This window comes from Xanthomonas sp. CFBP 8152, from assembly GCF_014199025.1.
GTDB lineage: Bacteria > Pseudomonadota > Gammaproteobacteria > Xanthomonadales > Xanthomonadaceae > Xanthomonas > Xanthomonas arboricola_B.
Genome location: NZ_JACHNO010000003.1, coordinates 1 through 16,649 on the forward strand (window position 1 = coordinate 1; position 16,649 = coordinate 16,649).

Here is a 16,649-nt window from a genome sequence, read left to right on the forward strand (position 1 = left end):
AGAGGAAGTTGCCGCCGCTGCACCTCAATCCGCCGTAGCGTCTTTCCGTGTAGCGAGCCGCCCATCATAGCCGGCTTTTTCGTTTCGTCAACACCCTAAATCAGGGAATTTTCGAACCCTTTCCGCTCTGGTTCCGCGTTTGCGGGGCCGTTGCGTCGGGGGAGGCGAACTATAGGCCCAACCGAAGAGTTTGGGAAGGGTTTTGTGAAAAAATTTTCACGATTTTCTTCTCGGCCGCAGTGGCATGTCCTTACAGTGCACCACGGCAAGCCGCCGATCCGATTCAGACGTTGCGCGCCTCTATATAGATGTCATCGCACAGGGGAACTTGCCGCCGTGCAGCAACCCTGCGGCAGCTCAGCCGCTGATCAGCGCCACGCGGGCGAAATTGCGTTTACCCACCTGGATGACACCTTCAAAACCTGGCCCGAATTGGCGCGCTGGATCTTCGACCACTTCACCATCGATCTTGACCGCCCTCTCCTTGAGCTTGCGCGTAGCTTCCGAATTACTCGGCGTCAGGCCGGCTGCGGTAAGCAGGCCTGCGATGCGCAGACCTTCGGCGGGTACAGCGACCTCCTGCAGCGGCAATAGGCTGGTGTCGCCCTGCCCTGTCACTACCGCGTGCCAGCCGGCGATGGCCTGCTCTGCAGTAGCAGCGTCGTGGAAACGCGCGGTGAGTTCGCGCGCCAGCCGCAATTTGACCTCGCGCGGGTGCAGTTCACCTGAGGCGACCTGCGCCTTCAGGCGCTCTGCTTCGGCCACGCTGATGTCGAAAGACAGCAGATCGATCCAGCGCCAGGTCAGCTCGTCGCCGATCTTCATGGTCTTGGTGACGATGTCGATGGCCGGCTCGTTGATGCCGATGTAGTTGCCCAGCGACTTGGACATCTTGGCCACGCCGTCCAGGCCTTCCAGCAGCGGCATGGTCAACACGACCTGCGGCGCTTGGCCGTAGTGCTCCTGCAGGCCACGCCCCATCAACAGGTTGAACTTCTGATCGGTACCGCCCAGTTCGACGTCCGCCTTCAACGCGACCGAATCGTAGCCCTGGACCAGCGGATACAGGAACTCGTGGATGGCGATCGGCTGCTGGCCGTTGAAGCGCTTGGCGAAGTCGTCGCGCTCGAGCATGCGTGCCACCGTGTGCTGCGCGGACAGCTTGATCATGTCCGCCGCGCTCATCTGGCCGAACCACTCGGAGTTGAAGCGCACTTCGGTGCGTTCGCGGTCCAGAATCTTGAAGACCTGCTCCTCGTAGGTGCGCGCGTTGGCCAGCACATCGTCGCGGCTGAGCGGCTTGCGGGTGACGTTCTTGCCGCTCGGGTCGCCGATCATGCCGGTGAAGTCACCGATCAGGAAGATCACCTGGTGCCCGAGCTGCTGGAATTGCCGCATCTTGTTGAGCAGGACGGTGTGGCCCAGATGCAGATCCGGCGCGGTGGGATCGAACCCCGCCTTCACCCGCAATGGCACGCCTGATTTCAGCCGCGCTTCGAGCTGATCGAGCTTGAGGATCTCCTCGGTGCCGCGACCGATGAGTGCGAGGGATTCTTCGAGAGTGGCCAACCACAAACTCCAGCGGCTTTTGCCGTCAACAACGTGAACGATGTTAAACGCAGGTTAATTCCGCGCCAAATGAAAATAAGCGAACAGGCTCAATGGTTTGACGCGCTGTTACAGGCTGTCTATGGTACCGGCGATTGGGCTCGTACTTCGAGCCAGCGAGGAATTTGAACGATGCAGAATTCAGAGCAGGGCCGTGCACGCAAGCAGCGCTTTCACGAGCGCCTCCACGTCCTCCACGACACTGCCCTGCATCGCAAGCTCAAGGCGCATCTTCCGGCGGCCTTCAACGACCAATGGACGCGCCGTCATTGGATCCATGCGAGCCTGTTCGCGACCATTGGTGCACTGGTGGCCACGATCGTGCCGGGCTTCTCCAATGCCATCGATACCCCGCTGTCCAGTCATTCCACGCTGGCCCTGCCGCTGCCGCCGTTGGTTCCGAGCCGCAAGCAGCTGGCGCCGAGCACCGACTGGGAAATTCTGCAGGTCAAATCAGGGCAGACGCTGAGCACCTTGTTCGGCGAGTTGGGAATCCCGACCACGGTGATGTACCAGGTGCTGGCGCATCCGGGCACCAAGGAGGCGCTGACCAAGCTGCGTCCTGGCGCCGAGCTCGCCTTCGATATGCCCACGCCGGGCGAGCTGCGCGCATTGCGCTTCGACCGCGACGACAGCCACCGTGTGGAGTTGCGCCTGCTGGGCGACAGCGTGCGCGAGAACGTCACCGAGCGGGCCACGACCACGCGCACGGTGGTGGCAAGCGGGGAAATCAGTAGCTCCCTGTACGCCTCGGCCGGCAAGTCGGGGTTGTCGCCGGCGGCGGTGGCGACCATGACCGACGAGATCTTCAAGTACGACATCGACTTCGACAAGGATCTGCAGCCGGGCGATCGTTTCAGCGTGGTGATGGACGAGACCTGGCGCGAAGGCGAGCGGATCAATACCGGCGACATCCTGGCGGCGACCTTTACCACCGGCGGCAAGACCTACACCGGTTTCCGCTTCGAGCGTGCCGGCAAGCCGGCCGAGTATTTCGACATCACCGGCCGGCCGTTGAAGAAGAGCTTCATCCGGATGCCGGTGGCTTACAGCCGCATCAGCTCGACCTTTGGCGCACGCAAGCATCCGGTGCTGGGCACGATGCGCATGCACAAGGGTGTGGACTACGCGGCAGCGTCGGGCACGCCGATCATGGCCGCTGGTGACGCGCGGGTGGTGTTCGTTGGGACCCAGCGCGGCTACGGCAATGTGGTGGTCCTGGACCACGGCAAGAACTTCAGCACGCTGTACGGGCACATGTCGCGCTTCGGGAAGATCAAGGCCGGCCAGCGCATCAACCAGGGAACGGTGATCGGCTATGTCGGCATGACCGGCCTGGCGACCGGCCCGCATCTGCACTACGAGTTCCGCGTCGCCGGGCAGCAGCGCAACCCGATGTCGGTGACCATGCCGCCGCCCGAGCCATTGCAGGGCGCCGAGCTGGCCGCGTTCCGCGCGCAGACGGCGCCGGCGCTGGCGCGTATCGAAGGCATGGAGAAGTTGATCTACGCCGACGCCGGCAAGCCTGCCAAGGGCAAGCCACGCGGTTGAGTGGGTGCGGCTGACTCGCCGCCGGCCTGGCGCTCGCCGATCGGACGGCTGTGCACCGGTTCGCGAAGCGGTATTTAGCTTACGCGTCGCCGCCGCTGGCGCAGGATTCCTGCCAGCGGCGAGTGGAAGCCGTGGTGCCGAGACGACAGTCGGCACCGTGAATGGAGCGCTTGCCTGGCGAGCGCATCGTCGATCATTCAACCGCGATGCGTGCAGGGCCGGTTGACTCTCCCACCCTGGCTGCACAAGCTGCACGACCACTGGCAACTGGCTCTGGCATGCCTGCTCCGGAACACCTGGAATCCCCGCTCTACCTTGGCCTGATGTCGGGCACCAGCGCCGATGGCATCGATGCCGCGCTGGTGCGCTTCGCCGACGACAGCCATCGCCGCTGCGAACTGGTTGCCGGCACGACGGTGGCCTGGGAGCCGCAGCTGCGCGAAACGCTGGTGATGCTGGGCCAGGGCGCCGAGCTGATCGCCATCGATGCGCTCGGGCAACTGGATGCGCAGGTGGGGCTGGCGTTTGCGTCCGCGGCCAATCAACTGATCCGCGACAGCGGCATCGCGCGTGCGCAGGTTCGCGCAATCGGTTCGCACGGACAGACCATTCGGCATCGACCCAAGGCCGATCCGGCCTTCACCTGGCAGATCGGCGATGCCAGCCGGATCGCCGAGCACACCGGCATCACCACGGTAGCCGATTTCCGCCGGCGCGATGTGGCCGCCGGCGGTCAGGGCGCGCCGCTGATGCCGGCCTTCCATCTGGCCATGCTGGGCGCGGGCGACGAAGACCGCGCGATGCTCAATCTGGGCGGCATCGGCAACCTGACGCTGATCCCGCGCGATGGCGCGGTGCGGGGCTTCGATACCGGCCCGGCCAATGCGTTGCTGGACAGCTGGTGCCAGCGGCATCAAGGCACGTCGTTCGATGCCGATGGCGCGTTTGCCGCCAGCGGGCGAGTCGATACGGCGCTGCTGCAGGCATTGCTGGCCGACCCGTGGTTTGCGCTGGCGCCGCCCAAGAGCACCGGACGCGAGCAATTCCATCTGGACTGGGCGATGCAGGCGATGCGGTCGCTGGGAGACGTGGCGCTGTGCGCGGCCGATGTACAGGCAACCCTGCTCGAACTGACCGCGGCCAGCGTCGCCGACGCGTTGCTGCGGCTGCAGCCCGATACCCGCCGGGTGCTGGTGTGCGGTGGCGGGGTGCGCAATCCGGTGTTGATGGCACGACTGGCGGCGCGATTGCCGGGCGTGGTGGTGGAATCCAGCGCGCGGCATGGGCTGGATCCGGACTATCTGGAAGCAATGGGGTTTGCGTGGTTGGCCGCGGAGCTGCTCGCAGGCCGTGCAGCCAATCTACCGTCGGTAACCGGGGCGGCCGGGGCGCGGTTGCTGGGAGCGATCCATCCGGCGTGAGCGGCCTGGATCGGCTCGATCATCCGCATTCGTAACATCCTCGCGCCTAATGGATTCGCACGCGAAGCGCTGGCCGACCGTTTTCAGTGCTACGGACCATTTCCTGCCGGTAGCGCCTTGAGCGCGGCAATCGCTTCGGCCAGGGCATCGACTTCCGGGTGTTGCAGGCCGCCGGTGACTTCGTATTCGCTGGCGAACAGGCCCTGTTCGAGCAGATGCATCACGGTCTGGTGCTGGGTCCAGCCGCGTGCGACGGAGATGCGACGGATCCTGTCCACCAGCAATGGATCGATGTCCCGCAACACCAGATCGGTCATGCCTACTCCCTATTCGCAAGGTTCCCGGCGCGTTGGATGATCATCCCGCAGCGCCTGGGCCACCTGCAACCGTCAAGCTGCGGCAGTGTGCCGGCGCTGCTGCAGGATAAGCATCCCGCACAGGATCACTACGGGGATCGCAACCAGCGCTGTCCCGACGAAGAACAAGGCATACCCTTCCAGCAGGGTTCGTCCCTGTGACAATGCCTGGACCGACCAGCCCGAGAAGCCTTTCAGCGCCTTGCCCGGCATGGCATAGAACGAGCTCAGTAAAGCGTACTGAGTTGCGGTATAGCCAAAACTCGTGAGGCTGGACATGTAGGCGATCAGCGCGGTTCCGGCAAAGCCGTTGGCGAAGTTATCGATTGCCATCGCCACTGCAAATTTGCTTGTGTCCGGCCCGACATAGGCCAGCCATGCAAATGCCAGATTCGAACAGGGACCCAATACTGCACCAGCCATCAAGGTCGCAAGCACTCCCCAACGCACCGAGACCAGACCGGCCGCTGCAATGCCGACGAACGTGGCAACCAGACCCACCGAGCCACGGATGGCACCGACGGTATCCTCGGACAAGCCGAGGTCGACGTAGAATGGGTTGGCCATCGGCCCCATCACGAAATCGGCCATGCGATAGACGCTGATGGCTACCAGGATCAGGATTGCGCCACTGCGGTGCTCACGAATGAAGGCGAGAAAGGGCCCGGCGATGGCGTCGAACAGCCCCCGCGGCGTCCATAGCGACGCAGCCTGCGTTTGTACGGCGATGACTTCGCGAGCCGGCTCACCTGCCATCGTTACGGCGATCACACCCAGCACCATCAGCGCTGCCATGACTTCATACGACACTTGCCAGCCGACGCGTGCGGCGATGATCAGGATCAGCGCATCGGTGACTAACAGGGCCGAGCGATAGCCTAGTGCCGACGCAGAGGTCAGCAGGCCGAGTTGCTCACTATTGTCGGCACTTTCAATGCGCCACGCGTCGATGACGATGTCCTGGGTAGCGGAGGCAAAGGCAACCACCACCGCCATTACGCCGAACACCACCAAGTGTTCCCAGGCGACGCCCATCACCAGTATCTGGCCGCCCTTGGGCTGGACCAGCGCCATGCCAACCAGGCCCGTCGCCACGACCGCCTGCGATAGCAGCATCCAGCCGCGGCGGCGTCCCAATCGGCCCAGCAGCGGCACGTCCGTCTTGTCGACAATCGGTGCCCATAAGAACTTCATGGTGTAAGCCAGGCCTACCCAGGACAGGAAACCGATCGTGTCCAGCTCGATGCCTTGCTTGCGCATCCAGAAGCCGAGCGTGTTGCCAACCAGATACAACGGCAGACCGGAACTGAAGCCCAGCAGCAGCATCGCCAGCACTTTGCGCTGGCGCAGGTTAGTCAGTACTTGCTGCCAGCGCCGACGTGGCTTGGTGACCTGACTCACTCGGCGTAATCCACGAGGTACGGCGCGTGGTCGGAGAAGCGCTGCTCGCGGTAGATGGAGCAGGCCTTCACCTTGTCGCGCAGGCCGGGGGTGACCAGTTGGTAGTCGATGCGCCAACCGACATTGTTGGTGCGCGCCGCGCCGCGGTTGCTCCACCAGGTGTAGTCCTGGCCCTGGGGATGCAGTACGCGGTAGGTATCGACCCAGCCGCGGCCGCTGGCGGCGCTGGCGTCTTCCAGCGCATCGGCGCACAGGCCGTTCAGCCAGTCGCGCTCGGGCGGCAGGCAGCCGGAATTCTTCTGGTTGGATTTCCAGTTCTTGATGTCCAGCGCCGAGCGCACGATGTTCCAGTCGCCGCACAGCACGTACTGCCGGCCGCTGGCCAGCCACTGCTCCAGGATCGGCCGCAGCCATTCCATCACCTGGAACTTGTAGCCCTGGCGCAACTCGCCCGAGGAGCCGGACGGGATATAGAAGGACACCACGCTCAGGTTGCCGAAGCGCGCTTCGACATAGCGGCCCTCCTCGTCGAACTCCGGCCAGCCCAGCGCGGTGCGCACGTCATCGGGTTCGCGCCTGCTGTAGATGGCCACGCCGCTGTAGCCCTTCTTGGTGCTGGCGTCGCGGAACCAGGCCTTGTAGCCGGTGGGCAGGAACTCGGGGCCGGCCAGCTGATGCTCCTGGGCCTTGGTTTCCTGCACGCAGAGCACGTCGGCGTCCTGGTCGGCAAACCACTCGAAGAAACCCTTGGTGACGGCCGAGCGCAGGCCGTTGGCGTTGAAACTGATGATGCGCATAAGGGCCGGGAATGGGGAGTTGGGAATGGGGAATCGTAAAGCCTACCCCAGCGCAGCTGCGAAGGTTGCCGAGGCGCGATGCGTTTACCATTCCCGATTCTCCACTCCCCACTCCCGTTGCCATGACCGACCACCGCACCCGCTTCCTGCAGCTGGCCCTGGGCGCCGATGCCTTGCGCTTTGGCGAGTTCACGCTCAAGTCCGGGCGGCTCAGCCCGTATTTCTTCAATGCCGGACGCTTCGATTCGGGCGCCAAGACCGCGCAGCTGGCGCAGTGCTACGCCGATGCGATCGATGCGGCCGGGGTGGAGTTCGATCTGCTGTTCGGGCCGGCCTACAAGGGCATTCCGCTGGCGACCGCGCTGGCCTGCGCCTACGCCGGGCGCGGGCGCGATCTGCCGCTGGCGTTCAACCGCAAGGAAGCCAAGGACCATGGCGAGGGCGGCAGCCTGATCGGCGCGCCGCTTGAGGGGCGCAAGGTGCTGATCGTCGACGACGTGATCACCGCCGGCACCGCGATCCGCGAGGCGCTGGGCATCATCCGGGGTGCCGGCGGCATTCCGTCCGGGATCGTGGTGGCGCTGGACCGGCAGGAGATCGCTTCCGAGCAGGATCGTCGGTCGGCTGCGCAGGCGGTGGCGGCCGAGGCCGGCATCCCGGTGATCGCGGTGGCCAATCTGGGCGACCTGCTTGCTTTTGCGGCAGGAAACGCCGACCTTGTGGGCTTCCGGGAACCGCTGCTGGCCTATCGTGGCCGCTACGGCACCGGCACCACGGGCTGACGGCAGGCGACAGGGGGGTGCAATGATGCCGAGACACATCCGTTTGGCGTTACTCGCCGCCGTTGCGGCAGCCGCGGCCGCCGCGCCTGCCATCGCGCAGGACAAGCCGGCCGCCAAGAAGCTGTATTGCTGGAACCAGAACGCCGCCCGGGTGTGCAGCGATACGCTGCCGCCGGAGGCGGTCAATCAGGCGCGTGACGAATTCAACGCCAAGAGCGGCCTGCGCAGCGCCGAGGTGCAGCGCGCCATGAGCAGCGACGAGCGCGCCGCCGCCGCAGCCAGCGAGCAGCAACGCCAGGCCGATCTTGCCGCCGAGCAGATGCGCCAGCGCACCGACCAGGCGATGTTGATGTCCTACCAGAGCGAGGACGACCTGCGCCGGGTCTTCAACGAGCGCATCGCCATCGTCGACAACAACATCCACACCGCGCGCTTCAACGTGACCAGCCTGCGCGAAGGGCTGGCCAGCATGCTACGCAGCGCCGGCGACCGCGAGCTGGCCGGCCAGGCGGTGGCCGACAAGCTGGCCGCCGACATCCAGCAACGTCATCGCGAGCTGATGGCGCAATTGCGTCTGCAGACCAGCTTCGAGCAGCAGCGGGTGGCGCTGGACGGCGAGATCGCCGACATCCTGCAGCGCTACCGGGCGATGAAGGAGCCGCCGGCCGGCGCGGCGCCCACCGGCTGACCGGCGCAGCCGTCATTCCGGCCCGTGCGGCGCACCGCCGCGTGCGGCATTTCCCGATCCGACGCCCTGCCCGCATAATGGCCGGTCCTACTCCCTGCCCACGAGGCTCTCCCGCATGGCCCGGATCATCGCCATTGCCAACCAGAAAGGCGGCGTCGGCAAGACCACGACTGCGGTCAATCTGGCGGCCGGCCTGGCGCGCGCGCCCAAGCGTGTGCTGCTGGTGGATCTGGACTCGCAGGGCAACGCCACCATGGGGAGCGGCATCGACAAGCGCGATGTGGCCGCCTCGACCTGCGACCTGTTGCTGGGCGAAAACACCGCCGCCGAAATCCGGGTCACCGCACCGGAAGGCTTCGACCTGCTGCCGGGCAACATCGACCTGACCGCTGCCGAGATCCAGCTGATGGATCAGGACGAGCGCGAGCAGCGGCTCAAGCGCGCCCTGGCGCCGATCCGCGATGAGTACGACTTCATCCTGATCGACTGCCCGCCGGCGTTGTCGCTGCTGACGCTCAATGCCCTGACCGCGGCCGACTCGATCATCGTGCCGATGCAGTGCGAGTATTACGCGCTGGAAGGACTGACCGCGCTGCTGGAAACCATTGAGGCGTTGCGCGCAAACCTCAATCCGGCGCTGGAAATCGAAGGCGTGCTGCGCACGATGTTCGACATCCGCAACAACCTGGCCAACGCGGTGTCGGCCGAGCTGACCGAGCATTTCGGCGACAAGGTGTTCCGTACCATCGTGCCGCGCAACGTGCGCCTGGCCGAGGCGCCCAGCCATGGCCAGAGCATCGTCGGTTACGACCGCACCTCGCGCGGTGGCGTGGCCTACCTGGGGCTGGCCGGCGAAATCGTGCGCCGCCAGAACGACCGCAACAAGGCCTACCGGCCCGTGGAGACCGTCTGATGAACAAGCCGATCCCCGCAAAGAAGCGCGGTCTGGGCCGTGGCCTGGAAGCGCTGCTAGGGCCGAAGGGCGCGGCCGCCGCAGCGGCGCCCAGCGCAAACAGCGAGGAAGCATTGCAGCCGGGCGACAGCCTGCGCCAGTTGCCGGTTACCCAGTTGCAGCCGGGCAAGTACCAGCCGCGCAAGGAGATGGACGAGGTCAAGCTGGCCGAGCTGGCGGAGTCGATCAAGGCGCAGGGGGTGATCCAGCCGATCGTGGCGCGCGAGCTGGCGCCGGGGCAGTTCGAGATCGTGGCCGGCGAGCGTCGCTGGCGCGCCTCGCAGCTGGCCGGGCTGAGCGAGGTTCCGGTGGTGGTGCGCGAGCTGGACGACCGCACCGTCATCGCGATGGCGCTGATCGAGAACATCCAGCGCGAAGACCTCAACCCGCTGGAAGAAGCGCAGGCGCTGCAGCGCCTGATCGACGAATTTTCGCTGACCCACGCCGAGGCCGCCGGTGCGGTGGGCCGCTCGCGTGCGTCGGTGTCCAACCTGCTGCGGCTGCTGGAATTGCCGGTGGCGATCCGCGTGCTGCTGGAAACCCGCCGTCTGGAAATGGGCCATGCGCGTGCGCTGCTCACCCTGGCGCCGGAGCTGGCCAGCAAGCTGGCGCAGGAAGCGGCCGACCAGGGCTGGTCGGTACGCGAGGTCGAACACCGTGCGCAGCAGTTCGCCGCCGGCAAGGTGCCCGGCGCATTGCGCAAGGGCAAGCCGGCCGCCGCCGCGCCGCAGGCCGATATCGCCTCGCTGGAAACCGAACTGTCCGAATCGCTGGGCACCAAGGTGGTGTTCAACCACGGCCGCGGCGGCAAGGGCAAGCTGGTGATCCACTACACCGACCTGGACACGCTGGACGGCGTGCTCGAACGCCTGCGCCTGCAGCGCAGCTGAGCCTGTGTGCACGCACCAGGAGCATCCCCGGCAATGAATCCCGCCAAGGTCGATCGCAAGCACCTGCTGCGTCTGACCGACCTGCCGAACGTGGGGCCGGCCTGCGAAAAGGATCTGCAGCGGATCGGCATCCGGGTTGCCGCGCAGTTGCGCGGTCGCGATGCCTACGACATGTATGCGCAGCTGTGCCTGCGCACCGGCGTGCTGCACGACCCCTGCGTGATCGACGTGTTCCTGTCGATCACGCGCTTCATGCAAGGCGAGGCGCCGCGGCCATGGTGGGCGTTCAGCGCCGAACGCAAGGCAACGCTGGCCAGCGAAGCACCGCTCAGTCTGGGGTGAGTGCGCGCACGTGATCAGGCGCTGCCATCAACCGGAGCAACCCATGAGCAGTGAAGACGACCAGATCAGCCCGGGCGGCAGCACGCTGCTGCTGCATGCGCAGGAAAAGCAATTCGAGCCGGCACACGGCGGTGACTGCATCGAGCAGATCAGCGCACATATCGAGCAGCATCTGGGGCCGATCTTGGCAGTTCCGCACAAAATCGTCTCCGACGCCATACCTCTGGACGTGGCGAAAGGGATTGGGGGACATCATGGCGTTTGATCGCGTCGACGTCGCCAAAAGCGCTTCGGACTGTTCTGAGCGCCGCCTGCCTGCTCGCCGGCTTCCGATATCTCCAGGACCACTGCAATGACCATTCTCGTCACCGGCGCCGCCGGTTTCATCGGGGCCTACACCTGCCGCGCGCTGGCTGCGCGCGGTGAGTCGGTGGTGGGCCTGGACAACTACAACAGCTATTACGACCCGCAGCTCAAGCGCGACCGGGTGGCGGCGCTGTGCCCGGGTATCGATATCCGCACACTGGATCTGACCGACCGCGACGGCCTGGCTGCGCTGTTCGACGAGATCCGGCCCACGCGCGTGGTGCACCTGGCCGCGCAGGCCGGGGTGCGTTACTCGCTGGAAAATCCGTCCGCCTACGTCGACAGCAACCTGGTCGGCTTCGTCAACATGCTCGAACTGTGCCGGCACCGCGGCGTGCAGCATCTGGTGTATGCGTCGAGCAGTTCGGTATACGGCGATTCGGCCACCCCGCCGTTTTCCGAGGACCAGCGCGTGGACCAGCCGCGCTCGCTGTATGCGGCGACCAAGGCCGCCAACGAATTGATGGGCTATACCTATGCGCAGCTGTACGGCCTGCGCGCGACCGGGCTACGGTTTTTCACCGTGTACGGGCCGTGGGGCCGGCCAGACATGGCGCCGCTGATCTTCAGCCGCGCGGTGCTGGCGGGGCGGCCGATCGAGGTCTTCAACCACGGCAGGATGCAGCGCGATTTCACCTTCGTCGACGACATCGTGGCCGGCGTGCTGGGCGCGCTGGACACGCCCGGCAGCGAGCCGGTGCCGCACCGGGTGTTCAACCTGGGCAACCACACCCCGGTGGAGCTGGAGTACTTCATCGACGTGATCGCCCAGGCGGCCGGGCGCCCGGCCGAGAAGGTCTACCGGCCGATGCAGCCGGGCGACATGGTCCGCACCATGGCCGATACGCAGCGCGCGCGCGCCGCCTTTGGCTTCGAGCCGGCCACCCCGGTCGAGCGCGGCCTGCCGCAGGTGGTGGACTGGTGCCGCAGTTATTTTGGCGATCGCGCCTAGGGCACACGTTCGCTTCATGCCTGACTCAGACAGTCAGGGCACAATGCGCGATCTTTTCGCTCCGCCTTCATCTGGCCACCACGAATCCATGAGCCACCCTCAGCTTTCCGTTGTCGTCCCGGTGTTCAATGAGCGCGATAACGTCGCCGCGCTGGTCGGCGAAATCGTCGCCGCCTTGCGCGGGCTGGTGGCGTTCGAGATCGTCTATGTCGACGACCACTCCCGCGACGACACCCTGGCGGTGCTGCAAGGCCTGAAGAGCACCACGCCGGAACTGCGCGTGCTGCACCACGTGACCCAGAGCGGCCAGAGCACGGCGGTACGCAACGGCGTCAAGGCCGCCCGCGCGAGCTGGATCGCCACGCTCGATGGCGACGGCCAGAACGATCCGGCCGACATTCCCAAACTGCTGACCGCACGCGCCAGCGCCGAGGCGCAGGTGAAGCTGTTCGCCGGCTGGCGGGTCAATCGCCAGGATTCGGGGTCCAAGCGCTGGGCCAGCAAGTGGGCCAATGCGATCCGTGCGCGCATGCTGCACGACAACACCCCCGATACCGGCTGCGGCATCAAGCTGTTCGAGCGCGAGGCGTTTCTGGATCTGCCCTACTTCGATCATATGCATCGCTATCTGCCGGCGTTGATGCAGCGCGCCGGCTGGCGCACGGTGAGCGTGCCGGTGCATCACCGTCATCGCACCGCCGGCGTGTCCAAGTACAACAACCTCAATCGCGCGCTGGTCGGCATCCGCGACCTGCGCGGCGTGGCGTGGTTGATCACCCGCAGCAAGCGCACCGTGGTGCAGGAGCGCTGATGGAACTGCATTGGCTGGACCAACCGCTGACCTGGCTGTACTGGACCGGCCTGCATGTCACCGGCTGGAAGCTGATCGGCTATGTGGGCGCACTGATGTTCGGGGGCCGCTGGCTGGTGCAGTTTGTCGCCTCCAAGCGCGCCGGCAAGCCGGTGATCCCGCGCATGTTCTGGTACATGAGCGTGGTCGGCAGCCTGATGACGCTGAGCTACTTCGTGTTCTCGGCCAAGCAGGATTCGGTGGGCGTACTGCAAAACCTGTTTCCGGCGTTTACCGCGTTCTACAGCCTGTATCTGGATGTGAAGCATCGCGGCTGGAAGCGGGATCGGGCGGTGCATTGAGCGGCGATTGGGGAGTCGGGATTGGGGAGTCGCAAGTGCGGCACTCCTGCTCCACGTTTCCGGGCTTTGAGGCGATGCTGGCTGCGTAGCTGAGCTGATGGAGCAGGCTGCACGGCTCTGTTTTGCGGTGGATAACGCCAGGCGCCCGATAGCTGGGGGACGATGCGTTTTTCCGTACGTCGCGATGCGATGGTCACCGACCCGGGATGAGGCGCGTGGCCGACGCCGCGGCTGTTTGCTCATCGGCATGCTGTGCCTATGTCCAGCGCGCTCCTCCATCGTCCGTTGTCCGAGTCGGCGCCGATTGCGGTGCATTGGCACCTGCGGCTATACACGCATCAGCAGGTACCCCTGTTTGCCGACTGGCGTTGCGCGCGGGCAGCCGCGGCCAGCCTCGCAGCGGCCGGTCGTTGGCAGGGTGCGCAGTTGCTGTGCTGGGTGCTGCTGCCGGACAGTTGGTGTGCGCTGTTGCAGGCACCGGGAAAGGCCGCGCTGCTGCAACTGGCTGCCGTTGCGCGACAAGCGGCGGCCGAGGCGATCAATCGCGCGCGCGGCCGTGGCGGGACGGTGTGGCAGCCGCAGATGCAGGCGTCAGCGCTTGCGCTGGATGACGACCATCGACAGTTCGCGCGCTCGCTGGTGGCGTTGCCACTACGTGCAGGGCTGGCCGCGCAGATCGGTGGATATCCTTACTGGGATGCGGTCTGGCTGTTGCACGACAACGCTGCACACGGCGCCGCGATTCCTGTGCCGGATGATCGCGCACGCATGCCGGGTCTGGAAGGCAGGTGACGTGATCACTGGCGTCTGACCGGCGCGAGTCAGACGTACAGATGCGCGTCGTCGCCTGTCAGCTTCGCGCGATATCTGTCCAAGCGGCGTCTGTTCGGGCGACGTCTAACCTCGGTCACGGCGGGCTGCACGTTGCGATGATCGTCTCTCTGCCAGCGTCGAACACGGTGTGGGCGGCAACTACGGCGCCACGATCTGCTCTGCCGGCATGCCGGCAGAGCAGTCGACCGGTGCGCACCGGTCGATCAAAACTCCAGCGGATGGTCCGGCAGCAGGGCCTGCAACTGGCTGCGGAACAACCCGCGAATCCGCTGCAATGCGGCTTCGGTGTCGGCCTCGAAGCGCAGCACCAGGATCGGCGTGGTGTTGGAAGCACGCACCAGACCCCAACCGTCGGCGAAGTCCGCGCGCAGCCCGTCGATCGTCGACAGCCGGGCCGATTCGAACGGCGATTCCTCGCCAGCCTGCGCACGTTCGACAAAGCGCGCGACCAGTGCATGCGCATCGCCGTCTACCGGCACCTTGATTTCCGGCGTGGACACGCTTTCGGGCAAGGCGTCCAACACCTCGGACGGGGTCTGCTCGCGCTGGGCCAGGATTTCCAGCAGGCGTGCGGCCGCATAGATACCATCATCGAAACCGTACCAGCGCTCCTTGAAGAAGAAGTGCCCGCTCATCTCGCCAGCCAGTTCGGCGTCGGTCTCGCGCATCTTGGCCTTGATCAGCGAATGCCCGGTCTTCCACATCAACGGGCTGCCGCCATTGCGCAGCACGTAGTCGGACAGTTTGCCGGTGCACTTGACGTCGTAGATCACCAACGCGCCGGGATTGCGCTGCAGCACATCGGCGGCGAACAGCATCAGCAAACGGTCCGGGAACACCATCGCGCCTTGCTTGGTGACCACGCCCAGACGATCGGCATCGCCATCGAAGGCCACGCCGATATCGGCATCGAAGCGCTGCACCATCTTCACCAGATCGTCGAGGTTGTGCGGCTCGCTCGGGTCGGGATGATGATTGGGGAAGGTGCCGTCGATCTCGCAGTACAACGGAATGACCTCGGCGCCGATGGCTTCCAGCAGGCGCGGCGCGATATCGCCGGCCACGCCGTTGCCGGCATCCACCACCACCTTGATCGGGCGGTCCAGCTGCACGTCGTCGGCGATGCGCTGGATGTAGGCATCGCTGATGTCGCGCTGTTCCACATCGCCAGGCGCTGCCGCGGTGTGCAGGCGGCCTTCGTTGATGCGCTGGTGCAGTTCGGCGATCGCCGCCCCCGACAGGGTCTCGCCACCGATCACGATCTTGAAGCCGTTGTAGTCGGGCGGATTGTGGCTGCCGGTGACCGCCACGCAGCTGCCGGCGCGCAGTTCGTAGGCCCCGAAGTACACCACCGGGGTGGGCGCCAGGCCGATATCGATCACCTGGCAGCCGGCGCGGCGCAGGCCGTCGATCAGGCCGTTGGCAAGTTCCGGGCCCGACAGCCGTCCATCGCGGCCGACCACCACCTCGCGCAGGCCCTGCGCCTGCATCACGCTGCCGATGGCCTGGCCGATCAACGCGGCGACGCCGGGGTTGAGGTCCTTGCCGACCACGCCACGGATGTCGTAAGCGCGGAACATCTCGGTGGCGACCTGCACGGCCGGCACCAGCGCCGACGGCGCGGCCGGCGCATCTGTGTCCAGCGCGCGCGCTTGGCTGGCGACACTGGCGTCGTGCTGCAGGCTCTGGCTGAAGGTCGGTTCGTCGGCGATCGACTCGCCGGCCACGCGGCGGCGCGGCAAGGCGACGCGGCCACGGCTGGCCAGTACCAACAGCACCGCGATGACGAGCAGCAGCGCGGCCACGATGGCGCAGCCAACGGCGCCCAGACCCAACGGGCCGTCATCGCGTTGCGGCACCGCGGCGGCCACACGCAGGCCGCTGTCACCCAATGGCCTGGCCAGGGTTTCGGCAGCATCGGCCAGCACCGCATCGCCTTGCTGGGCGACGTTGTAGCTGCCCTGGCGCAAGGCCAGGTACGCGCTGCCGGGCACTGCGATCGCATCCAGCGGGCCGGTCAGGCGCAACAGCGGCAGGCGCGCATACGCCACCGCTGGCTGTGCGCCCAGTCGTACTGCTGCCGCCACACCGAGACGGACCTGCTTGACATCGCGCACCACGTGCACCTGCGCACGCTCGGCCAAGAGTGCCGACTCGAGCAGGCTCAGCCGCGCGTAGCCGAAGTCCCCGGGATTGTCGTAGGCGGCGGTGAGATCGCCGGACAAGACCTGCACATCCTCGGCGCCCTTGAAGCGCTCGCGGATGATCGAGGCGGCGGCCAGCGCGTCGCCATTGGCCAGCGCGGCGATGACCTGCGGCTGCTTGAGCATGGCATCGAGCTGGCTGGCCTGTTGGGTCATGGCCTGGCTGACGTCCTGCACGGCGCGGTCGCGCGCCCGTTCCAAGTCCTGCGCAACCGCATCCTGGCGCCATTGCGCGTAGCTGCTCCAGCCGAACCAGGCGGCCAGCAGCAATAACGCCGCCCCCAACACCGGACCACTCGTACGCACGCTGGACATCGACTGCCTGCGCTCGTTCGCCTTGCTCATGTGACGCC

The 16,649-nt window shown here is 66.0% G+C and carries 17 protein-coding genes; 12 read left to right on the forward strand and 5 right to left on the reverse strand.

Features of this window, described 5'->3' with window-relative positions; translation table 11 throughout:
* Positions 1–357: 357 nt before the first annotated feature.
* A complete protein-coding gene (gene tyrS, locus FHT09_RS11715; RefSeq protein WP_104605861.1) occupies positions 358–1,569 on the reverse strand; it encodes a tyrosine--tRNA ligase in 1,212 nt (403 codons plus the stop codon).
* Positions 1,570–1,740: 171 nt separating this feature from the next.
* On the opposite strand from tyrS, the gene FHT09_RS11720 reads away from it, so the two are divergent.
* Together FHT09_RS11720 and FHT09_RS11725 are read left to right on the forward strand one after the other, a co-directional pair.
* Positions 1,741–3,159, forward strand: a complete 1,419-nt coding sequence (locus FHT09_RS11720) for a M23 family metallopeptidase (RefSeq protein ID WP_104537760.1) — start codon at positions 1,741–1,743, stop codon at positions 3,157–3,159.
* A 278-nt stretch (positions 3,160–3,437) separates the two neighbouring features.
* Positions 3,438–4,580 carry an anhydro-N-acetylmuramic acid kinase gene (locus FHT09_RS11725; protein ID WP_104537759.1) on the forward strand — a complete coding sequence of 381 codons (1,143 nt, stop codon included), beginning with the start codon at positions 3,438–3,440 and terminating at the stop codon, positions 4,578–4,580.
* Between the two features lie 89 nt (positions 4,581–4,669).
* Here FHT09_RS11725 and FHT09_RS11730 read toward each other — a convergent pair whose 3' ends face one another.
* The 3 genes from FHT09_RS11730 to FHT09_RS11740 all read right to left on the reverse strand — a co-directional run bounded on the left by FHT09_RS11730 (position 4,670) and on the right by FHT09_RS11740 (position 7,134).
* Positions 4,670–4,897 (reverse strand): hypothetical protein, encoded by a 228-nt coding sequence (locus FHT09_RS11730; RefSeq protein ID WP_104537758.1) that lies wholly within the window; start codon positions 4,895–4,897, stop codon positions 4,670–4,672.
* Positions 4,898–4,969: 72 nt separating this feature from the next.
* Entirely contained in the window at positions 4,970–6,337 is a 1,368-nt protein-coding gene (locus FHT09_RS11735) for an MFS transporter (protein ID WP_104537757.1), read from the reverse strand.
* A complete protein-coding gene (locus tag FHT09_RS11740) occupies positions 6,334–7,134 on the reverse strand; it encodes an exodeoxyribonuclease III (RefSeq protein WP_104605770.1) in 801 nt (266 codons plus the stop codon). The genes FHT09_RS11735 and FHT09_RS11740 overlap by 4 nt, the downstream gene beginning before the upstream one ends.
* 122 nt (positions 7,135–7,256) lie before the next feature.
* On the opposite strand from FHT09_RS11740, the gene pyrE reads away from it, so the two are divergent.
* The 10 genes from pyrE to FHT09_RS11790 all read left to right on the forward strand — a co-directional run bounded on the left by pyrE (position 7,257) and on the right by FHT09_RS11790 (position 14,050).
* Positions 7,257–7,916 carry an orotate phosphoribosyltransferase gene (gene pyrE, locus FHT09_RS11745; RefSeq protein ID WP_104537755.1) on the forward strand — a complete coding sequence of 220 codons (660 nt, stop codon included), beginning with the start codon at positions 7,257–7,259 and terminating at the stop codon, positions 7,914–7,916.
* A 22-nt stretch (positions 7,917–7,938) separates the two neighbouring features.
* Positions 7,939–8,604: a hypothetical protein gene (locus FHT09_RS11750; protein ID WP_146096471.1), complete on the forward strand. Its 666-nt coding sequence runs from the start codon at positions 7,939–7,941 to the stop codon at positions 8,602–8,604.
* Between the two features lie 115 nt (positions 8,605–8,719).
* Entirely contained in the window at positions 8,720–9,517 is a 798-nt protein-coding gene (locus FHT09_RS11755) for an AAA family ATPase (RefSeq protein WP_104537753.1), read from the forward strand.
* Positions 9,517–10,446 carry a ParB/RepB/Spo0J family partition protein gene (locus tag FHT09_RS11760; RefSeq protein WP_104537752.1) on the forward strand — a complete coding sequence of 310 codons (930 nt, stop codon included), beginning with the start codon at positions 9,517–9,519 and terminating at the stop codon, positions 10,444–10,446. The genes FHT09_RS11755 and FHT09_RS11760 overlap by 1 nt, the downstream gene beginning before the upstream one ends.
* Positions 10,447–10,479: 33 nt before the next feature.
* Positions 10,480–10,788: a helix-hairpin-helix domain-containing protein gene (locus FHT09_RS11765; protein ID WP_104537751.1), complete on the forward strand. Its 309-nt coding sequence runs from the start codon at positions 10,480–10,482 to the stop codon at positions 10,786–10,788.
* Positions 10,789–10,831: 43 nt separating this feature from the next.
* Complete coding sequence (locus FHT09_RS11770) at positions 10,832–11,053, forward strand: hypothetical protein (RefSeq protein ID WP_181141277.1); 222 nt, start codon at positions 10,832–10,834, stop codon at positions 11,051–11,053.
* An 87-nt stretch (positions 11,054–11,140) separates the two neighbouring features.
* Positions 11,141–12,106: an SDR family NAD(P)-dependent oxidoreductase gene (locus FHT09_RS11775; protein WP_104605774.1), complete on the forward strand. Its 966-nt coding sequence runs from the start codon at positions 11,141–11,143 to the stop codon at positions 12,104–12,106.
* Positions 12,107–12,194: 88 nt separating this feature from the next.
* Positions 12,195–12,917: a glycosyltransferase family 2 protein gene (locus FHT09_RS11780; protein WP_047127516.1), complete on the forward strand. Its 723-nt coding sequence runs from the start codon at positions 12,195–12,197 to the stop codon at positions 12,915–12,917.
* Positions 12,917–13,258, forward strand: a complete 342-nt coding sequence (locus tag FHT09_RS11785) for a lipid-A-disaccharide synthase N-terminal domain-containing protein (protein ID WP_039816706.1) — start codon at positions 12,917–12,919, stop codon at positions 13,256–13,258. Before FHT09_RS11780 ends, FHT09_RS11785 begins: the two co-directional genes overlap by 1 nt.
* A gap of 258 nt (positions 13,259–13,516) precedes the next feature.
* Complete coding sequence (locus FHT09_RS11790) at positions 13,517–14,050, forward strand: hypothetical protein (protein ID WP_104605776.1); 534 nt, start codon at positions 13,517–13,519, stop codon at positions 14,048–14,050.
* A gap of 245 nt (positions 14,051–14,295) precedes the next feature.
* Here the strand turns inward: FHT09_RS11790 and FHT09_RS11795 are convergent, their stop codons facing one another.
* Positions 14,296–16,641 (reverse strand): phosphomannomutase/phosphoglucomutase, encoded by a 2,346-nt coding sequence (locus FHT09_RS11795; RefSeq protein WP_104605778.1) that lies wholly within the window; start codon positions 16,639–16,641, stop codon positions 14,296–14,298.
* Positions 16,642–16,649 lie beyond the last annotated feature (8 nt).

Excerpts from the sequence above, each read along its gene's own strand:
- FHT09_RS11720 (WP_104537760.1), top strand. The coding sequence starts at position 1,741 with ATGCAGAATTCAGAGCAGGGCCGTGCACGCAAGCAGCGCTTTCACGAG.
- FHT09_RS11725 (WP_104537759.1), top strand. The coding sequence starts at position 3,438 with ATGCCTGCTCCGGAACACCTGGAATCCCCGCTCTACCTTGGCCTGATG.
- FHT09_RS11730 (WP_104537758.1), bottom strand. The coding sequence starts at position 4,897 with ATGACCGATCTGGTGTTGCGGGACATCGATCCATTGCTGGTGGACAGG.
- FHT09_RS11740 (WP_104605770.1), bottom strand. The coding sequence starts at position 7,134 with ATGCGCATCATCAGTTTCAACGCCAACGGCCTGCGCTCGGCCGTCACC.
- pyrE (WP_104537755.1), top strand. The coding sequence starts at position 7,257 with ATGACCGACCACCGCACCCGCTTCCTGCAGCTGGCCCTGGGCGCCGAT.
- FHT09_RS11750 (WP_146096471.1), top strand. The coding sequence starts at position 7,939 with ATGATGCCGAGACACATCCGTTTGGCGTTACTCGCCGCCGTTGCGGCA.
- FHT09_RS11755 (WP_104537753.1), top strand. The coding sequence starts at position 8,720 with ATGGCCCGGATCATCGCCATTGCCAACCAGAAAGGCGGCGTCGGCAAG.
- FHT09_RS11760 (WP_104537752.1), top strand. The coding sequence starts at position 9,517 with ATGAACAAGCCGATCCCCGCAAAGAAGCGCGGTCTGGGCCGTGGCCTG.
- FHT09_RS11765 (WP_104537751.1), top strand. The coding sequence starts at position 10,480 with ATGAATCCCGCCAAGGTCGATCGCAAGCACCTGCTGCGTCTGACCGAC.
- FHT09_RS11770 (WP_181141277.1), top strand. The coding sequence starts at position 10,832 with ATGAGCAGTGAAGACGACCAGATCAGCCCGGGCGGCAGCACGCTGCTG.
- FHT09_RS11775 (WP_104605774.1), top strand. The coding sequence starts at position 11,141 with ATGACCATTCTCGTCACCGGCGCCGCCGGTTTCATCGGGGCCTACACC.
- FHT09_RS11780 (WP_047127516.1), top strand. The coding sequence starts at position 12,195 with ATGAGCCACCCTCAGCTTTCCGTTGTCGTCCCGGTGTTCAATGAGCGC.
- FHT09_RS11785 (WP_039816706.1), top strand. The coding sequence starts at position 12,917 with ATGGAACTGCATTGGCTGGACCAACCGCTGACCTGGCTGTACTGGACC.
- FHT09_RS11790 (WP_104605776.1), top strand. The coding sequence starts at position 13,517 with ATGTCCAGCGCGCTCCTCCATCGTCCGTTGTCCGAGTCGGCGCCGATT.
- FHT09_RS11795 (WP_104605778.1), bottom strand. The coding sequence starts at position 16,641 with ATGAGCAAGGCGAACGAGCGCAGGCAGTCGATGTCCAGCGTGCGTACG.